Annotated in this window: 17 protein-coding genes; 8 read left to right on the top strand and 9 right to left on the bottom strand. The window is 71.0% G+C overall.

Annotation, left to right across the window (positions count from 1 at the left end; translation table 11 throughout):
* Positions 1 to 4: 4 nt before the first annotated feature.
* The 8 genes from FLX08_RS27740 to FLX08_RS27705 all read right to left on the bottom strand — a co-directional run bounded on the left by FLX08_RS27740 (position 5) and on the right by FLX08_RS27705 (position 7,682).
* Positions 5 to 793: a nucleotidyltransferase family protein gene (locus FLX08_RS27740; RefSeq protein ID WP_244312928.1), complete on the bottom strand. Its 789-nt coding sequence runs from the start codon at positions 791 to 793 to the stop codon at positions 5 to 7.
* Positions 783 to 1,445, bottom strand: a complete 663-nt coding sequence (locus FLX08_RS27735) for an HAD family hydrolase (protein ID WP_142622941.1) — start codon at positions 1,443 to 1,445, stop codon at positions 783 to 785. The genes FLX08_RS27740 and FLX08_RS27735 overlap by 11 nt, the downstream gene beginning before the upstream one ends.
* Entirely contained in the window at positions 1,442 to 2,653 is a 1,212-nt protein-coding gene (locus FLX08_RS27730) for a 2-phospho-L-lactate transferase CofD family protein (protein ID WP_142622939.1), read from the bottom strand. The genes FLX08_RS27735 and FLX08_RS27730 overlap by 4 nt, the downstream gene beginning before the upstream one ends.
* Positions 2,650 to 3,456, bottom strand: a complete 807-nt coding sequence (locus tag FLX08_RS27725) for a glycosyltransferase family 2 protein (protein ID WP_244312927.1) — start codon at positions 3,454 to 3,456, stop codon at positions 2,650 to 2,652. The genes FLX08_RS27730 and FLX08_RS27725 overlap by 4 nt, the downstream gene beginning before the upstream one ends.
* The gene (locus FLX08_RS27720) at positions 3,453 to 4,157 is read right to left on the bottom strand and encodes a hypothetical protein (protein WP_244312926.1); all 705 of its coding nucleotides are present in this window, start codon (positions 4,155 to 4,157) and stop codon (positions 3,453 to 3,455) included. Before FLX08_RS27720 ends, FLX08_RS27725 begins: the two co-directional genes overlap by 4 nt.
* A 381-nt stretch (positions 4,158 to 4,538) precedes the next feature.
* Positions 4,539 to 5,723, bottom strand: a complete 1,185-nt coding sequence (locus FLX08_RS27715) for a serine hydrolase domain-containing protein (RefSeq protein ID WP_208761696.1) — start codon at positions 5,721 to 5,723, stop codon at positions 4,539 to 4,541.
* A 109-nt stretch (positions 5,724 to 5,832) separates the two neighbouring features.
* Complete coding sequence (locus FLX08_RS27710) at positions 5,833 to 6,492, bottom strand: response regulator (protein ID WP_142622996.1); 660 nt, start codon at positions 6,490 to 6,492, stop codon at positions 5,833 to 5,835.
* Entirely contained in the window at positions 6,492 to 7,682 is a 1,191-nt protein-coding gene (locus tag FLX08_RS27705) for a sensor histidine kinase (protein WP_244312925.1), read from the bottom strand. The genes FLX08_RS27710 and FLX08_RS27705 overlap by 1 nt, the downstream gene beginning before the upstream one ends.
* Positions 7,683 to 7,849: 167 nt before the next feature.
* On the opposite strand from FLX08_RS27705, the gene FLX08_RS27700 reads away from it, so the two are divergent.
* The 6 genes from FLX08_RS27700 to FLX08_RS27675 all read left to right on the top strand — a co-directional run bounded on the left by FLX08_RS27700 (position 7,850) and on the right by FLX08_RS27675 (position 15,813).
* Complete coding sequence (locus FLX08_RS27700) at positions 7,850 to 9,514, top strand: extracellular solute-binding protein (protein ID WP_142622937.1); 1,665 nt, start codon at positions 7,850 to 7,852, stop codon at positions 9,512 to 9,514.
* On the top strand, positions 9,511 to 10,503 hold the full coding sequence (locus FLX08_RS27695) for an ABC transporter permease (protein WP_244312924.1): 993 nt from the start codon (positions 9,511 to 9,513) through the stop codon (positions 10,501 to 10,503). The genes FLX08_RS27700 and FLX08_RS27695 overlap by 4 nt, the downstream gene beginning before the upstream one ends.
* Complete coding sequence (locus tag FLX08_RS27690; protein WP_142622935.1) at positions 10,500 to 11,411, top strand: carbohydrate ABC transporter permease; 912 nt, start codon at positions 10,500 to 10,502, stop codon at positions 11,409 to 11,411. The genes FLX08_RS27695 and FLX08_RS27690 overlap by 4 nt, the downstream gene beginning before the upstream one ends.
* A gap of 79 nt (positions 11,412 to 11,490) precedes the next feature.
* The gene (locus FLX08_RS27685) at positions 11,491 to 13,398 is read left to right on the top strand and encodes a beta-galactosidase (RefSeq protein WP_142622933.1); all 1,908 of its coding nucleotides are present in this window, start codon (positions 11,491 to 11,493) and stop codon (positions 13,396 to 13,398) included.
* A 493-nt stretch (positions 13,399 to 13,891) separates the two neighbouring features.
* Positions 13,892 to 14,272 carry an STAS domain-containing protein gene (locus FLX08_RS27680; protein ID WP_167530596.1) on the top strand — a complete coding sequence of 127 codons (381 nt, stop codon included), beginning with the start codon at positions 13,892 to 13,894 and terminating at the stop codon, positions 14,270 to 14,272.
* A gap of 92 nt (positions 14,273 to 14,364) precedes the next feature.
* A complete protein-coding gene (locus FLX08_RS27675) occupies positions 14,365 to 15,813 on the top strand; it encodes an aminotransferase class I/II-fold pyridoxal phosphate-dependent enzyme (RefSeq protein ID WP_142622929.1) in 1,449 nt (482 codons plus the stop codon).
* A 12-nt stretch (positions 15,814 to 15,825) separates the two neighbouring features.
* On the opposite strand, the gene FLX08_RS27670 is transcribed toward FLX08_RS27675, so the two are convergent.
* Complete coding sequence (locus FLX08_RS27670; RefSeq protein ID WP_142622927.1) at positions 15,826 to 16,980, bottom strand: carboxylate-amine ligase; 1,155 nt, start codon at positions 16,978 to 16,980, stop codon at positions 15,826 to 15,828.
* A gap of 231 nt (positions 16,981 to 17,211) precedes the next feature.
* On the opposite strand from FLX08_RS27670, the gene FLX08_RS27665 reads away from it, so the two are divergent.
* Both FLX08_RS27665 and FLX08_RS27660 read left to right on the top strand, forming a co-directional pair.
* Positions 17,212 to 17,586 (top strand): STAS domain-containing protein, encoded by a 375-nt coding sequence (locus FLX08_RS27665; protein WP_142622926.1) that lies wholly within the window; start codon positions 17,212 to 17,214, stop codon positions 17,584 to 17,586.
* 81 nt (positions 17,587 to 17,667) lie between these two features.
* Positions 17,668 to 18,120: an ATP-binding protein gene (locus tag FLX08_RS27660; protein WP_142622924.1), complete on the top strand. Its 453-nt coding sequence runs from the start codon at positions 17,668 to 17,670 to the stop codon at positions 18,118 to 18,120.
* Positions 18,121 to 18,305: the final 185 nt, after the last annotated feature.

Raw genomic sequence — 18,305 nt, 5'->3', positions numbered from 1 at the left:
CCCGTCACGCCCACCGCAGGTGTGCCCGCCGGGCGAATTCGAGGTCGTCGGCCGTGTTGACGCCGCGCGCCTCGTCGGGGTCGGTCACCGGCACCACCGTCAGCGGCCAGCGCCGCTCCCGCGACAGGTAGGGCAGGAACGGCAGGAAGTTGACCTCCCCGGTGCGGGCGCCCACGGCCGCCCCGCCCAGATAGCGGGTCCACTCCTCCCGGAGCCCCACAGTGAGCCCCGCAGTGGTCAGGCACGTGCTCAGGCGCGTGCTCAGGCAGAAGACGCCCACGTCGCTGAGCCCGCCGGGCCGGCACTCGTCGCCCTCCCGCGACTGGCGCACCCGCACCAACGTCCCGGCGTCGTCGAGCTCATACTCCACGTACGGCTCGGCCATCGGCACCAGCGGGAGCGTGACCCCCTCCTCGTGCGCCCGGACGACCCGGCCGGCCGTCTCGGGGGACAGGCCCGCCTGGTCGCCCCAGACCACGAGGATCGTGCCGTACGCCTCCCAGTGCGGCGCGGCGCCGAAGATCGCGCCGCCCATCCCGGTCGGCCGCTCCTGCACGCTCACCGAGACCGTGCCGGTCGCGATCTGCTCCGCCGCCAGCGCGCGGAACGGCCCCTCACCCTGCGGCGACATCACGACGTGGACGTGCTCGGCGTACGGCCGCAGCCGTTCGTACAGCACGTGCCACACGGTGACGCCGTCGGCGATCTCCACCATGATCTTGGGGATGTCCAGGCCCAGGCGGCTCCCCCGCCCGGCCGCCGGGATCACCGCGCACAACCGTTCAGCAGGCACCGCCCACCTCCGCGTACAGGAGCGACAGGATCTCTTCGAGGTCGCGTACGGCCACCGCCCCGGGAGCGGGCTCCGCCGTGTGGACGTGCAGGGTCGTCAGGCCCGCGCCGACCGCCGACGCCACCCCGTGCGCGGAGTCCTCCAGCGCCACGGCCGCGCCCGGATCGAGCCCCCAGTGCGCGCACGCGTACGCGTAGAAGGCCGGGTCGGGCTTGCTCGCCGGGACGTCGTCGCTGGTGAGCACGCCACGGAAGTACGCGCCCAGCGAGCACGCCGCGAGCACCCGCGCGACCGACGCCCGGCTGCCGCTGGTGACGAGGTAGGCGTCGCGGCCCGCGGCGACCAGGCGGCCGAGCAGCCGCCGCGCGCCGGGGAACACCGCCACCACGCCGGCCCGCTCGCGGTAGAGCCGCTGCTTCAGCCGGGCCAGCCGGTCCGCCTCCCCGGTGTCGCCCAGCAGGCGCACCGCCACCTCGCCGGTGCTCGCGCCCGCGTGGTCGGCGTAGCGGAAGGACGCGAGCCGGTCGGGCGCGACCTCGGCGATGGCCTGCCGGAACGCCGCCTCGTGCGCCGGGCAGGAGTCCACGAGCGTGCCGTCGAGGTCGAAGAGCCAGACGCGGCGGGCACACGCGTCCGCCAGGACCGCCCTCATCGGGCCCGTGCCAAGGCCGCCTCGTCCCTGATGGCGAGCAGGGCCTCGGCCGTGCGCCCCGGGTGGTGCACGCCGAAGTGATCCAGGTCGGCGCCGATCCAGCGGGCCCCCGCCCACTCACCCCGGTCGAGCACGCCGTACGGCACCGCCGGCGCGTCCCCCGGGGCGTCCGGCGCGGGCGCGCGATGGCTCAGCACGTGGGTCACCAGCCGCCGCTCGTTGCGGGGATCGCCGAGGTAGGCCAGCGTCCGGTCCACGAGGTCGGGCGCGCTCAGCCCCCGGACGTCGTGGTCGCCGCGGGTGTTGACGACGAACACCTTGGCCGCCGCCCGGCTCCGCGCGAGGGCGTCGGCCACCCCCGGCGTGAGATAGCTGGGCAGGAGCGAGGAGTGCGGGGTGCCGGGGCCATAGACGATGAGGTCGGCGTCGCGGATCGCCTCGAGCGCCCGCGGGTTCGGCGTCACCTCGGCGCGCTCGCGGCGCAGGACCTCCCTGGTCCACGCGGGCGGCAGCGCCTCCAGCTCGGCCCGCCGCCGCGCGCCGAGCGGCTCGCGCAGCAGGAACAGGTCGGTGATCACTCCCGGGCCCTGCGGCGCGACGATCTCGGCCTCGTCGGCCAGCAGGCTGCCGTCGCGCCGGAGCGCGGCCAGGAAGGCGTTCTCCCCGTTGGTCACGTTGAGCAGCCGTACGGACGAGCCGAACGTGCGGGCGCAGGCGTCGACGGCGGCGTTGAAGTCCCGGCCGAGCCGCAGGTAGGCCCCCGCGAACACGAGGTTGCCGAGCGCGCAGTCGGAAAGGTCGAGCCCGTGCGGATAGGCGGCGAGCCGCCGGGCGAACACGCGCAGGTCGGCCGTGACGGCCTCGCGGGCCGCCTCCGGCAGCGCGGCGAACCGGCCCCGCCGCGTGGCGATCGACTCGATGACGGCGGCGAGCCCCGCGGGCGTCGTCGCGCCCGGCAGCCGGTGGTCGAGCACGGCCGCCAGCGCGGCCTGCGCCGGATCGGCGGGATCGAGGTGCGGCAGGAGGTTCTTGCGGAAGTCCGACGGCCCGAGCATCCCGGGCAGATAACGCCGCAGCGCTCCGGTGGAAAGGCCGTTGTCGTAGCCGTTCACGATCAGCGACAGGACGACGCCCGGAGCGCCCAGCATGCCCCTCGCGATGCCGGCCGCCCCTCGCCCGCCGCAGAACATCGTCACCGCGACGTTCATCGGATCTCCTCACGCGCCGCCGGCCTGCGCAGGACCCCCCGGCGCAGCAGCCAGTGGCGGTAGCCGAGATAGGCGACGAACAGGGCCCGGTCGCGGGCGCCGCGCCAGTATCGCCAGCCGCGCGCGCCGCCGCCGCGCTCCCGGTGCTCGATCGGCACCTCCACCCACGCGTGGCCCATCTCGGCGACCCGCGCGGTGATCTCGGTCGAGCAGTTCATCCCGGCCGACTCCAGCGGCAGCGACCGGAAGAGCGGGCCGTGCACCACCTTGAAGATCGAGTTGAAGTCGCGGTAGCGCGTGTGGTGGAGCAGGTTGCTGACCGCGCCGCTGGCCGCCGACCCCCATCGGTAGGCCAGGCCGTCGGCCTTCCTGATCCGGGCGCCGGAGAACGCCAGGGCCTCTCCGGCCTGGACGCGGGGCAGGATGCGATCGAGGTTGGCGATCGGAAACTGGCCGTCGGAGTCGAGCAGCACCACCCAGTCGAGCCGGGTATGGGCGATCGCGGCGGCGATGGCCGCGCCCGCGCCGCGGTTGCGTTCGAACGTGACGACGACGAGCCGCGGGCACCGTTCCCGCAGGCCGGCCAGGATCTCGCCGGTCGCGTCGCCGCTCCCGTCGTCGCAGACCACGATCTCCCAGTCGCCCACGGCCGGGGCGTTCTCCAGATAGTCCTGCCACTCGCCCACCACCGCAGCGATGGTCTCCGCCTCGTTGTACGCGGGCGCGGCCACGGAGATGTTCACCGGGATGTTCACCGGGATGTTCACCGGGACGCCGACCGTGCTGTTCACGGGGACGCTCACCGGTCACCCGCGCCCAGCAGGCGGCCGATCCAGCGGTCGAGGGGCAGCAGGTTGACCCCGACGATGACCGGGACGTGCACGAGCGCGAACACGATCGTCGCGCCGAACGAGATCGGCCCTCCGGTGAAGAGGTTGATGTGCGGCGCGTCGATGACCTCGGGAATGCCGACCGGGTTGACGACGAACCACATGAGGTCGAGGAAGCCCGAGAACACGATGAGGACCCCGCTCAGCATGATCTTCAGGGTGCGGCCCGGGGTGCCCCCGCCGATGCGGTAGGCGGCGGCGACCGTGAGCACGATGCCCGGATAAAGCAGCAGATAGAGGTGCGTGTAGAAGCTGTCGCCCTGCGCCCGAGCGCCGTCGCCGTAATAGAACCAGCTGATCCGAGGGACGAGATAGCCGGTGAAGAAGACGAACGGCACGTAGAGCAGCCAGTTCAGCCGCGGCGACACCCAGGGAAAGACCGCGATTGCCACGCACAGGCAGGCGAACGCGACCAGCTTGGCCACCAGCTCCCAGGGCGAGCCGATCTCCCTGGCGTGCGGCGTGGCCAGCCACACGAAGGCGAAACCGAGCGCCCCGACGGCCAGGGCCATCCACCACAGGTGGGGCGCCCAGGGGCGGGAGCCGGCGCGGACGACGTCCGCCGGAACATCTCCGTCGAGCCGGGACGGAGGACTTTTGCCGAATGCCGTCATGGAGACGCGGCACCTTCCTTCCAACGTGCCCTTCGGGGCAGGCGTGCCGGATGGCGCTGCGGAGAATGCAGCCGGGAGCGGGAGCGCTCCCACGCATTATGTCATTCTCATCCGGAAATGCGTCCGCATCATCGGATTGGACACAGAGCACGGATATTCGGGACATCTGTGCTGCTCAGATGGGATGCGGAGCGGGGAAATTGTACTGGTGGGTAGTTGAATCTGGCGCTATCTCCGCAATTCCATCGCATTACGGACAATGTCAATCCTGTTTGCGGGCATATGTCAATTCCGGGGCGATCCCATTCGGTCCGCCCACAATCCCGGAAATGGACTCCTGGGCCGGCCGGCCCAGGAGTGCTCAAGAGTCCTCTCGACTCCTCAGAAGGCGAAGGCGGCCAGGCCTATGGTCTGCAGCATGGCCGAGTCGCCCTTGGTGGTCGAGCCCACCGAGACGACCACCCTGCGCTTGAGGTCGCGGGTGGCGAACATGCCGGTGCTGTAGCCATACCTGCTGCCGGTCTTGCCGTAGATCGTCACGCCGCCGGGCAGGGTCATCACCGACATGCCCATGGTGTACGCCGCGGGCTGGTCGTCGGACGGGTCGTCGTTGCCGTCGTACATCTGGACGTCCTTCGGCAGCGTGAACATCTTGTCCAGCAGCGCGGGCTTCAGCAGCCTGCCGCGGAACAGCGCGACCATGAACCGGTCGAGGTCCGCGGTGGTCGAGATCATCTCTCCGGCCGCCCAGGTCATCGTCTGGCTCATCTCCGTGACCTTCACCAGCGTGCCGTCGACCGCCATGTAGCCCTCGGCGTGCGGGCCGGGGATCCGCACATCCCTACCGGGAATCGTGGTGTGCCGCAGGCCGAGCGGGCGGATGATCCGTTCGCGCACCGCGTCGCCGTACGGCCGGCCGGTGACCTTCTCGATCAGCATGCCCAGGACGAAGTAGTTGGTGTTGAGGTAGTGCTGTTTCGTCCCCGGCGTGAACTCCATCGGGTTCTTCGCCACCCCGTCCATCCACCGCTGGGGGGTCCAGACGTCGAACCGGTGGCCGAGGATCCACCGGTCGTCGTCGGGCAGGGTCGGGCTGGGCAGGCCGCTCGTGTGGTTCAGCAGCTGCGCGACCGTCACGGACGGGTAGCTCGCGGGCAGCAGCCCGGGCAGGTAGTGCTGCACCGTGCCGTCGAGGTCGATCTTCCCTTCGCCCACGAGCTGGAGGACCACGGTGGCGGTGAACACCTTGGTCACGCTGCCGATCCGGAAGCGGGCGCCGTCCGGCACCCGGCCGCCGGTCCGCACGTCCCGCACCCCCGACGAGCCCGTCCAGGAGCCCGCCTCGCCCCGCACCCGGACGAGGGAGTAGGTCGCCTGTCCGTTCGGCAGGCCGGAGATGGACCGGCACAGGGCCGCAGCGTCGAGGGCGGGCAGCGACGTCGGCGCCGACGGCCGGGTGGCGGCGGAACACCTGGCGGCGGGAGCCGCGGCCGCCGCGGCCGGAACGGCGACGGCGGGGATGGTGATCGCGGCGGCCAGAGCGAGGGTGACGACCTTCGTGAACACGCAGTTCTCCTTGAGGGATCTCGTTCGGGGATGACCCCATCGTTTCGGGACACACCCCTCGCCGAGATCGCCCACATCGGCGATCTTCCTTCCCCCTCGCGCGAGGGAGTCAGCTCCCCGGAAGGATGAGCCCCGACTCGTAGGCGCGGATCACCGCCTGCACCCGGTCGCGCAAGCCCAGCTTGGACAGCACGTTGCTGACGTGCGTCTTCACCGTGTGCTCGCTGACGACGAGGCGCCCGGCGATCTCGGCGTTCGACAGCCCGCGCCCGAGCAGCTCCAGCGTCTCCCGCTCGCGGGCGGTGAGCGCGTCCAGACCGGCCGGAGCGGGCCGCGGCCTGGCCCTGCTCACCATGTCGCCGATCAGGCGGCGGGTGACCGAGGGCGCGAGCAGCGACTCCCCCGCCGCGACGACGCGTACGGCGTGCACGAGGTCGTCGCGGCGCACGTCTTTCAGCAGGAAGCCGCTGGCCCCCGCATGCAGGGCGTCGTAGACGTAGTCGTCCTGGTCGAACGTGGTCAGCATGACCACCCTGCAGCCCGTCTCGGCCGCTATGACCTTCGCGGCCTCGATGCCGTCCATACGCGGCATCCGGATGTCGAGGAGCACGACGTCGGGCCGCAGCGCCCGCACGGCCTCGACGGCGGCCCGGCCGTCTCCGGCCTCGCCGACGACCTCGATGTCCGGCTGCGCGTCCAGGATCATGGCGAACCCGCCGCGGACGAGTTCCTGGTCGTCCGCCACCACCACTCTGATCACCGGGCCCATCACCGGGCCGCCGCCGTCTCCACGAGCGGGAGCCGTACGGTGACCCGGAAGCCGGCGCCATCCGGCCCGGGACCGAAGGCGGCCCGGCCACCGCAGGCGGCGGCCCGCTCCCTGATGCCGATCAGCCCGTTGCCGCCGCCCACCGGGCTCGGCGTTCCCGGCCCGCGTCCGTCGTCGATGACAGTGATCACGAGAGCGTCGTCCTCCCAGTCGACCGCCACGGTCGCCGACGCGGCCCGGGCGTGTTTGACGATGTTGGTAAGCGATTCCTGGACGACCCGATAGGCCGCGACGTCGAGGTCCGGGGGGACCTGCCGCGGCCGTCCCCGCACGGTGAGCGTCGTGCGCGGCCCGGTCGCGGACACCGCGGCGACCAGTTCGGGCACCCTGGCGAGCGTCGGCTGCGGGCCCCGGGACGCCTCGGTCTCCTTGAGGACCCCGAGCATCCGCCTGAGCTGCGCCATCGCGTCCCGGCCCGCCGCCGCGATCGCGTCGAAGGTCTTCTCCGCCCGGTCGGGGTCGCCGCGCACCACCACCGGTCCGGCTTCGGCCTGCACGACCATCAGGCTGACCGCGTGCGCGAGGATGTCGTGCATGTCGCGGGCGATCCTGGCCCGCTCCCGCTCCGCCGCCCGCTCGGCCTCGATCTCCTTCTGCCGTTCGAGCTGCACGGCCCGTGCCTCCAGCGCGGCGGAGTACGCCTTCCGCATCGCGGCGGCCCGGCCGACGGCGTACGCACCGGCCCACAGGACCACGCCGCGCGCCGTGGTGGCGAGCCCGGTCTGGACGAGGAATCCCAGACCGACGAAGGCCGCGGCCAGATAACGGCGCACGGGCGGGCTCTTCTCCGCGACCGTGTACATCGCGACCAGCGAGCCGAACCAGATGGGCTGTGCGGGCTGGATCGGGTCGTACAACGCGTACCAGCCCATGGAGACGGCGACGACGAGGTGGCAGGTCACGGGCATGCGCCGCCGCCACAGCAGCGGGATCGAGGCCCCGAGCACCGGCAGATACTCGGCGACGGTCCAGGGCGGGCGGCCGGGACCCGGCTGGGTGAAGAGGAAGGGCGCGGACTGCCCGGCGAGCACCGCCAGCACGAGGAACGCGTCCACGACGGGCGGAGGCAGGCCCCGCAATCGGCTCTGCAATCGGCTCTGCAATCGGGACTTCAGGGACGACAGTGACACAACGTCTCAGTATCGCGAGTCCGGCGGATCGGCGGATCGCCCGTACGAGCGATCCCGCGGCGGCGATGAACGTTTCATGAAACCTTGTCGCCACTCCGTTAACCGGTTAATTTGTTCGGCCAATAGACTAACTAATGGGAACTCCGTTCCCCGGAAGGACCGCACCCATGAGCCAACCGCCCGGCGGCCCCCTCACCAGCCGCCGCGGATTCCTCGGACTGGCCGGCGCGGGCGCGCTCGCCGCCGCAGGTCTCACCGGCTGCGCGGCCAAGAAGGACGTGTCCAAGGGCACCGCCGTCGCCGCCGACAAGCTGAAGAGCCTCGTGCCCACCCGCGTGCCGTTCCAGGTGCCCGGGCTGTCGCCCGACCTGCCGGGCTCCGAATTCGTCGAACCCGGCTTCCTGACCAGGCCGGGCACGATGGTCCAGGCCGTCACCGCCAAGCCGATCACCAGCGGCGCGGAGGTGAAGGTCATGACCCCGCTGTGGGGCACCGTGCCTCCCGGCCTCGGCGAGAACTCCTACTACGACGCCGTCAACGAGCGGCTCGGCGGGGTCGTCCGGTTCAACATCTCCGACGGCAACACCTACGTCGACAAGCTGAACACGATCCTGGCCAGCGGCGACGTGCCCGACATGATCCAGATTCCGGGCTGGAACCTGATCACCATCGCCCACTTCACCGAGGCGGCCAACAAGCTCTTCGCCGACCTGTCGCCCTACCTCGCGGGCGACAAGGCCAAGGAGTTCCCGCTGCTGGCCAACTACGACACCGCCGCGTGGGAGTACGGCGTGTTCGGCGGCGTGCTCCAGGGCATCCCGTGGCAGAACGCGCCCTATCCGTTCGCCACCGTCGTGCGCCAGGACATCCTCGACGAGCTCGGCCTGCCCGCGCCCGCGAGCGCCGACGACCTGCTCACGCTGGGCAAGGAGCTGACCGACCCGAAGAAGAAGCGCTGGGCGTTCGGCGGCATGGACCAGGAGGTCCAGCGGGCGTTCGGCGCCCCGCGCGAGTGGCGCAGGCAGCCCGACGGCACGCTGGTCTACAAGTACGAGACGCCCGAGTGGCTGCAGTCGATCGAGCTGGTGACCAAGCTCTTCGAGGCCGGATATGTCCACCCGGACGTCGTGGCCAACCAGTTCGCCGACCACAAGGAGCCCTTCGGCGCCGGGCAGCTCGCCATGTACAAGGACGGGATCGGCGCGATCCACGAGCTGTTCGGCCGGTTCCTGCCCAGCAACCCCACGTTCAACGTGCGGGCGGTGGACCCCTACCCGGCCCACGCGGGCGGCAAGGTCATCGTCTGGCGCAACGAGCCCGCCGGCATGTTCTGCTTCATCAGGAAGGGCCTCGGCGACGCCCGCACCCGCGAGCTGATCGGCATCGCCAACTGGTGCTCCGCGCCGTACGGCACGCAGGAGTACGACCTGGTCGGCAACGGCGTCGAGGGCAAGCACTTCACGATCAAGGACGGGCAGGTCCAGCAGACCGCGCTCGGCCGCAAGGAGTTCGCCCCGACGTACATGTTCCTGTCCGGCCGGCCCGGCGCGATCACCGAGAACCAATATCCCGGCTACGTCGAGGCGTACCACGGCTGGCAGCAGACGGCCTCGAAATACCTGGAGAACGACCCGTTCGTCGGCATCCGGGTCGAGGTGCCGTCGAAGATGGCCGCTCTCGTCAAGCCGACCGAGGACAAGATGAACGAGATCTTCCGCGGCAAGCGCCCGATCTCGGAGTGGGCGCAGATCGTCAAGGACTGGCAGGAGCAGGGCGGCAACGAGGCCCGCGAGTTCTACATGAAGGTCGCCAGGGAGAACGGCCGGCTGTGAGCGCGAACGCGGACACGGGGAGCGTGGCGGAGGTCCGGCCCGGGGCGACCCAGGCCGGACCGGCCGCGGCACGACGGGGCGCCTTCAGGGACCGGCTGCGCCGCGACTGGCCGCTGCTGGTCATGGCCATGCCGATGCTGGTGCTCGTCACCGCCTTCTGGTGGGTCCCGGCGCTGGGCAACGTCATCGCCTTCCAGGACTACAACCCGTTCAGCGGCGGCATCCCGGGCAGCCCGATCATCGGTTTCACCAACTTCGCCCAGCTGTTCGGCGACCCGCAGTTCATCCGGGCGATCGTGAACACCCTGGGCATCACCGCGTTCCAGCTCGTCTTCTACTTCCCGGTGCCGATCGCGCTCGCGCTGCTGCTCAACAGCGTGGTCTCCGGGCGGCTGCGGGCGTTCATCCAGGGCGTCGTCTATCTGCCCCACTTCTTCTCGTGGGTGCTGGTGGTCGCGATCTTCCAGCAGATGTTCGGCGGCGCCGGCCTCGTCGCGCAGATCCTGCGCGACCACGGATACTCCGGGATCGACTGGATGACGAACTCCGACACGTTCATCCTGCTCGTGACCGCGGAGACGGTCTGGAAGGACGCCGGCTGGGGCGCGATCGTGTTCCTCGCCGCGCTCAGCACGCTCGACCAGAACCTGTACGAGGCCGCCGCGGTCGACGGGGCCCGCCGGTGGCGCCGCATGTGGCACATCACGCTGCCGGGCCTGCGGCCGGTCATCGTGCTGCTGCTGATCCTGCGGCTCGGCGACGCGCTCAACGTCGGTTTCGAGCAGTTCATGCTGCAGCGCAGCGCGGTCGGCAGCAAGGTGTCGGAGGTCTTCGACACCTTCGTCTACTGGTCCGGCCTGCGCACCGGCGACTTCGGCTACGGCGCGGCGGCCGGGCTGTTCAAGGGCCTGGTCGGGCTGGTGCTCATCCTGGTGGCTAACCGGGTGGCGCACGCCCTGGGCGAACGGGGGGTGTACTCGCGATCATGACCAAGACGAAGGTCTCCGGGCTCGCGCCCTGGGAGGAGCCGGGCTCGGTCGCGGGCCGGATCGGCAAGGGCGGCGCGCTCGCGCTCATCGTGCTCGCCGTGCTGCTGCCGCTCTACACGATCGTGCTGACCAGCCTGTCGTCCGCCGACACGGTGAACCGCGTCGGCGGCCTGGTGCTGGTGCCGGACGGCATCACGTTCGACGCGTACCGCCAGATCTTCTCCGACAGCGTGGTCAGCCGCGCGGTGCTGGTCAGCACCGGCGTCACCCTCGCCGGCACCACGGTCAGCCTCGGCGTCAGCGTCCTCGGGGCGTACGCGCTGTCGCGGCCGGGCACGCTGTTCCACCGGCCGATCCTGTTCTGCGTGCTGCTGATGTTCGTGTTCTTCCCCGGCCTGATCCCGGCCTACCTGATGGTCGCCTCGCTCGGGCTGAAGGACTCGTACTGGTCGCTGATCCTGCCGTCGGCCGTGTCGGCGTTCAACGTCGTCGTGCTGCGCGCGTTCTTCATGAACATCCCGCGCGAGCTGCTCGACAGCGCCCGCATCGACGGCGCCGGGGAGTTCCGCATCCTGTGGCGGATCGTGCTGCCGCTGTCGAAGGCGGTCACGGCGGTCATCGGCCTGTTCTACGCGGTCGGCTACTGGAACGCGTGGTTCAACGCCATGCTCTACATCGACGACACCCGCAAATGGCCGCTGGCCCTGATCCTGCGGTCGTACGTCGTGGACTCCAACCCGCTGCCGACGGCCACCGTGGGCGTGAACGGCTTCGGCCACGTCGCGCCGCCCACTCTCGCGATCAAGATGGCCATCGTCGCCATCGCCGTCCTGCCCGCCCTCGTCATCTATCCGTTCGTGCAGCGTCACTTCACCAAGGGCGTCATCATCGGCGCCATCAAGGGCTGACCTTCCCCGGACGCTCCACTCCGCGACCCGACGCCCCGCCGCGCCTCCCACCGGCGGGGCGTCGCCCCAAAAGAAGGGCATGTGCATGCCGTTGTGGTACGGAGGGGACTACAACCCGGAGCAGTGGCCCGAGGAGGTCTGGGCCGAGGACGTCGCGCTCATGCGCCGGGCGGGCGTCAACCTCGTCACCGTCGGCGTCTTCTCCTGGTCGCGGCTGGAGCCGTCCGAGGGCCGATACACCTTCGGCTGGCTCGACCGGGTGCTCGACCTGCTCGCCGACGGCGGGATCCGGGTGGACCTGGCCGTCCCGACCGCCTCTCCTCCACCGTGGTTCTCCCTGGCGCACCCCGACGCCCTGACCGTCACCCGGGACGGCGTACGGCTCACGCACGGCAGCCGCGACACCTACTGCGTGAGCGCCCCGGCCTACCGTGAGGCGTCGCTGCGGATCACCCGCGCCCTCGGCGAGCGCTACCACGACCACCCCGCGCTTGCGATGTGGCACGTGCACAACGAGTACGGCACGCCCTGCCACTGCGACCACGCCGCCGCGGCGTTCCGCGCCTGGCTGCGGGAGCGGTACGGCGGCCTCGACGGGCTGAACGACGCCTGGACGACCGCGTTCTGGGGCCAGCACTACTCGGACTGGGCGCAGATCACCCCGCCCCGGGCGACGCAGTATCTCCCCAACCCGGCGCAGGCGCTCGACTTCCGCCGGTTCGTCGCCGACGAGATGCTCGCCCACTTCCGCGAGCAGCGCGACCTGCTGCGCGAACTGACCCCCGGGGTGCCGGTCACCACCAACTACGTGCCGGCCGGCTGGGCCTCCGTCGATCACTGGAAGTGGTCGCGCGAGGTGGACCTGGTCGCCGTCGACGACTATCCCTCGGGGCAGGGCATGGCGGCGGCCGAGCAGACGGCCTTCACCGCCGATCTGGCCCGCTCGTGGGCGGGCGGGCGGCCCTGGCTGCTGATGGAGCAGGCCACGGGGTACGTCCTGGGCCCGCGCAAGGGGCCCAAGGAGCCCGGCGAGATCGCGAGGCACAGCCTGCAGCACGTGGCCCGGGGCTCGACGGGCGTGATGTTCTTCCAGTGGCGGGCCTCCCGCGGCGGCGCCGAGCAGTGGCATCCGGGCATGGTGCCGCACACCGGCCCGGACTCCCGCGTCTTCCGTGAGGTCTGCGCCCTGGGCGAGGCGCTCGCACAACTCCCCGCGCCGGTCGACGGGCCGCTCATCGACGCGGAGGCCGCGATCCTGTGGGACGAGGAGGCATGGTGGGCCGTCCAGGGGCCCGGCCTGCCGTCCGGCGAGATCGACTATCTCGCGGCCGTCCAGCAGGCCCACCGGGTGCTGTGGCGGCAGGGCGTCGCCGCCTGCTTCGTCCATCCGTCGCACGATCTGCCGGCCTACCGCGCGGTCCTCGTGCCGAGCCTCTATCTGATCTCCGACGAGGCCGCCCGCAACCTCGCCGCGTACGTGGAGGGCGGCGGCACGCTCGTCGTGTCGTTCTTCAGCGGGATCGCCGACGAGCACACCCGGATCAGGCTGGGCGGCTATCCGGGGGCGCTGCGCGACATCCTCGGCATCGCCGTGGAGGAGTTCCGCCCGCTCGACCAGCCGGTCGAACTGCCGGAATTCGGCCGCGCGACCCTGTGGAGCGAGGTCGTCCACCTCGACGGGGCCGGGGCGGTCGCCCGCTATCCCGGGGGCGGGCCCGCCGTCACGTGCCACCGCCGTGGCCGCGGCACGGCGTGGTACGTCTCGACGCGGCTCGACGACTCCGGCTATGCGCGGGTCCTCGCCCGCGCCGGGCTGGCCGGGAGCGGCGTCCCCGGCGTCGAGGTCGTACGCCGGCGGGATCTGGTCTTCGCCGTGAACCACACGGACGACGAGCAGCCGGTGCCACTCCACGGCACCGACCTGATCACCGGCAAGCCCGTCGACGGCAGGCTCGACCCCGGCGGATACGTCGTCGTACGCCCGTAGGCGGACCGGGGATCGGCCCTCTGGCCGTGCACGGACGGGTCAAGCGCCCGGCATGGCCGGTAATGGGCACCTCAAGAAGGAATGGGAAGAGTAAGCATTAACCGAGAAAGGCGGTTTATGCCTCATTTGTCTGGCTAGCTGATATATTTGAAGAACTCCAGTCTCGCCTCCGCGAGACCGGCCGGACTGCACCGGTCACTATGCCGGGCACTGCACCGGCCGCCGCGACGGACGTCCGCCTCCGGCGATCATCCGAAGGCCGGGAACCCCGACTGGACAGGGGTTCCCCCCGATCCCGGGACGTTCGGGACGCATCCGCTGAGATCGCCACGAGGCCCATCTTCTTTACCTATTTGCCACATTCTGGTGTTCAGGTGGGATTGCCGGACTGACCCGCATACCATCGACCGTCGCGCATTACCGGGACCTGACACTCTGCCGGGTAGCGTCGCTTAAGACAGTACGCCCGAAAAATATGGATGAAGGCGCGTATATGACAACGCAGCAGCTCGAGATTACTGTGAGCGATCACCAGCCGGCCGTCGTGGTCGCGCTGCGAGGTGAACTCGACATCGCCAGCGGGGACACGCTCCGGAGGGCGATCAGGAATCTTGTCCGCCAGGGTCGCATCAGGATCGTGGTGGACGCGTCCGGTCTGCGGTTCTGCGACTCCTGCGGCCTCGAAGCGCTGCTGGACGCCCGGGACGACATCGAGAAGGCCGCCGGTTGCATGCGGCTCACCGGAGTTCACGGCATCTTGAAGATCGTCCTTGAGGCGACCCGGCTGCGCGACACGTTCGTCATCGACGGCACACCCGTCGAGGCCGTCGCCGCCATGGTGCTGTCGGCCTCACAGGACGTGTCCATGGTCTGAATGCCCGATTGACCGCCGCGCCCCCGTCCTCCGGCCGAGGGCGGGGGCTTCCGGCCGCCTGCGCCCGTCGTGCGGGGGAAGGGAACACGGACATGGATCAATCCCGCGCACCCGTGCTGGAGGCGCTCGTCGCCTATCGCCGGAGGGGAGACATCAACTTCACGCCTCCGGGCCACAAGCAGGGGCGAGGGGTAGATCCACGGGCTCTGGACGTCCTGGGCGAGGACCTCTTCAGGGCCGACGTGATGGTCATGAACGGCCTGGACGACCGGTTGCAGACCGGCGGCGTGCTCCAACAGGCGCAGCGGCTCATGGCGGAGGCGGTCAACGCCGAGCACGCGTTCTTCTCCACCTGCGGCAGCTCCCTGTCGGTCAAGAGCGCCATGCTCTCCGTGGCCGGGCCCGGCGAGAAGCTGCTGGTCGCCCGCAACTCCCACAAGTCGGTCATCTCGGCACTGATCCTGAGCGGCGTCCAGCCCGTCTGGGTGCACGGGGACTGGGACGGCGAGCTGCACATGTCCTACCCGCCCACGCCGCAGGCGGTGGCGGAGGCGTTCGAGGCGGCCCCCGACGCCAAGGGCGTCATCGTCGCCACCCCGGTGGACTACGGCACCTGCGGCGACCTGGAGGGCATCAACGAGGTGTGCCGCAGGTATGACCGGACCTTCATCGTGGACGAGGCCTGGGGCGCCCACCTGCCGTTCCACGACGACCTGCCCAGGTGGGGCATGAACGCCGGGGCCGACCTGTGCGTGACGAGCGTCCACAAGATGGGCAACGGACTGGAGCAGACCTCGGTGTTCCACCTCCAGGGCAACCGGGTGGACCCGGTCGTGCTCAAGGCCCGCGAGGACCTGCTCGGCACGACCAGCCCCTCCACGCTGATCTACGCCGCGCTCGACGGCTGGCGCAGGCAGATGGTGGAGCACGGCAAGGGCCTGCTCGACCGCACGCTGGAGCTCGCGGAGTCGGTCCGCCGGGAGATCGACAAGATGCCCGGCCTGTGGGTGCTGAGCAAGGAGAACACCCGCGCCTTCGACGTGGACCCGCTGAAGATCGTGATCGACGTGTCGGGGCTCGGCGTCGACGGCTACCACGCCAACGACTGGCTGCGCGAGCGCTGCCACGTCAACCTCGCGCTGAGCGACCACCGCCGCGTCAGCGCCGAGATCACCGTCGCCGACAGCGAGGAGACGGCCGGCCGGCTGCTCGACGCGCTGCGCGCCCTGTCGTCGGCCCGCGATCTGCCGCCCGCGGCCGAGATCGACGTGCCCGAGCCGGGCGAGCTGGAGCTGGACATCGCGATGCTGCCCAGGGACGCGTTCTTCGGCCGGGTCGAGAACGTGCCGACCGGTCAGGCGGTGGGCCGGATCGCGGCCGAGATGGTGACGCCCTACCCGCCCGGCGCGCCCGCCCTGTGCCCCGGCGAGCGCATCACCCAGCCGGTGCTGAGCTACCTGACCAGCGGGCTCGCGGGCGGCATGTACATTCCCGACTCCAGCGACCCCGCCCTGAATACGCTGCGCGTCGTCTCGGAGTGAGCAGGGCCCAGGTCAGGCCCAGCAGGAGGCGGTCGTCTGCGCCGTGAGCAGCTCGGCCACGTCGGCCAGCCGGCCACGCCGGGCGTACGCCGCCCGCTGACGCGCCGCCCCGGACCCGCTGCGGCGTACGCGCTCGATCTGGTCGGTCAGCGGCGTCCAGTCGCCGTTCTCCTCCAGCACCGGCCGCACGTGTTCGAGCAGGCGATCGACCAGCCGCCAGGCCGGCACTCCCGAGACGCTGCTTCCCGTGAGCAGATCGAGGGCTTCGCCGTCCACGCCGTCATGGGCGGCCTTCCAGTAGGCCGCCCGCAGCAGGGTGTCCTCGACGTCGGGGGCGGGCATGCCGGCCCGCACCTGGCGCAGCGCCGTCTCGGCCAGCCCCCGCACCAGCCCGGCGAGCAGCACGGTCTCCCCGGCCGTCGGGCAGACGTCGGCCGCGCGGATCTCCAGCGTCGGCACGTGATCGGACGGACGGACCAGCCAGTAGATCATCCCGCGGTCGAGGATCGTGCCCCCGGCGAGCATGCCGGCGACCAGGCTCTCGTAGTGCTCGGCCGAGCGGAAGAACGGCGGCGGCTCCGCGCTCGGCCACCTGCCCATCATCAGCGCACGCCAGCTCGCATGACCGGTGTCCCGGCCGTCCGCGATCGGCGAGTTGGCCGCGAGCGCCTGCAGCACCGGCAGCCAGGGCCGCAGGTGGTTGCTGACCCGCACCGCCTCCTCGCGGTCGGCGATCCCGACGTGGATGTGGCAGCCGCAGACGCCCTGACGGTCCATGATCGCCCCGAACTGTCGGAGCATGGCCGCATAGCGCGGGCACGACGACAGCGGCGGCACTCCCGCGTTGCCGTCCAGGGCGGTGCCGCTCGCGATGAGTGCGAGCCCTGCGCTCTCGGCGGCGCGCGCGGCGGCGCGGCGCATGTCCAGCAGGTCTCCGTGCAGATCACGCAAGGTGGTGTGCACGGCGCTGTTGCTCTCCAGCTGAAACTGTGTCAGTTCGAACACCAGCCGATCCGCCCCCGGCCCTGCCGCCCGCTCGCGGATCTCCCGCGCCGCGGGGACGACCCGTCCGGTCCGCGGGTCGGCGAGCAGGAACTCCTCCTCGACACCGAGTGTGAGCGTCGCCGCACTCACCGGTGCCTGCGCGACGAGGGAGAGTCCGTGCATGGCGTCAAACTGGACCTCCCTTGTCACGTCTGGCATAAGCGGTCTTTTCAGGAGCGGCCCAGTCGATTAGTCCCCCAATCCCCCGACCATCGGGCAAGAAACCCCATATGGCGTTTCTTGACCCGCATGCCGTACGCCCCGGTCCCGCATGCCGTACGCCCCGGTAGGGAGGCACCGCTGTTCTAAACTGACGAATCCCTGTTCCTCGCAGCGTCCGCCGAGGTGTGCCCCGTGACCACCGCCGTCGTCCTGACCCCCGTGTCCGCCCCGGTCGCCGACCATGTGCTGGTCGCCGCGCTCGACGGCGCCCTGGACTACACGAACGCCGAGCCGTTGCGCCGGGACGTCGAGGCGCTCGTCGGCGAGGGCCATCGCGAGCTCGTCCTCGACCTGAGCGGCGTGAGCTTCTGCGACTCCACGGGCCTCCGGATCCTGCTGTCCGTACGGAAGCTGCTGCAGGAGCGGGACGGCGCGGTGACGCTGGCGGCCCCGAACGACCGGCTGGCGAAGATCTTCAAACTCACCGGGCTGATCAGCGCCTTCACCGTCGCGCCGAGCCTCGCGGAGGCCCTCGACGTGGTCGGCGCGCGCTCGAATCCCAGGTGAAGGCAGCAAGCGAGTAACGAGACGGTAGCCTCGAAGGCATCGGGCGGCAGACCCGGCCGGGAAACGCGGCGAGGAGGACAGGTGGCGGATCACCGCCGGCAGTGGCCGATAACGGATGATCTCGCGGCGCTGCGTGAGAACATCCAGCGCTACGCCGTGCAGGCGGGCCTCACCGGACCCCGGCTGGACGACCTGGTCATCGCCGCCAACGAGGCCGCCATCAACGTGCTCGAACACGGCGGGGGATCCGGGACGCTGACGATCTCCTGCGACGGCGGCACGCTCGCCGTCGACGTCGTCGACCGCGTCGGCGTCCTGCGGCCCGGCGCGGTGCCGAGCGAACGGCCCAGCGGCCGCGGCGACCGCGGCTTCGGCCTGTGGCTCATGGGCGAGCTGTGCGACTCGGTGACCATCGACAGGATCCCCGGGCAGTCCACGATCCGGCTGGCCATGCAGGTCGACGACGGCGCGGACGCGGGCGGCTCCGCCGCCGGCGGAGGCTCCGCCTTCGGGCGCGGCGCCCGCTCCGTCTGAGCGGGCACCTGCCCATCATCCGGCCCCATCAGCCGGCCCTATCACCTGGGCCCTATCACCTGGGCCCTATCACCTGGCCCCCATCCGCCTTCCCCCGTCGGCAAGCGGCAGCCTGTCGCGGACCCAGGAAGCGCCGGGCCCAACCCTGGTCGGCCCCTGGTCGGCCCCTGGTCGGCCCCTGGTCA

This window comes from Microbispora hainanensis (assembly GCF_006874475.1).
GTDB classification, from domain to species: domain Bacteria; phylum Actinomycetota; class Actinomycetes; order Streptosporangiales; family Streptosporangiaceae; genus Microbispora; species Microbispora hainanensis.
Note: the sequence above shows the minus strand (reverse complement) of the source record. Positions and strands in the feature narration are given on the sequence as shown.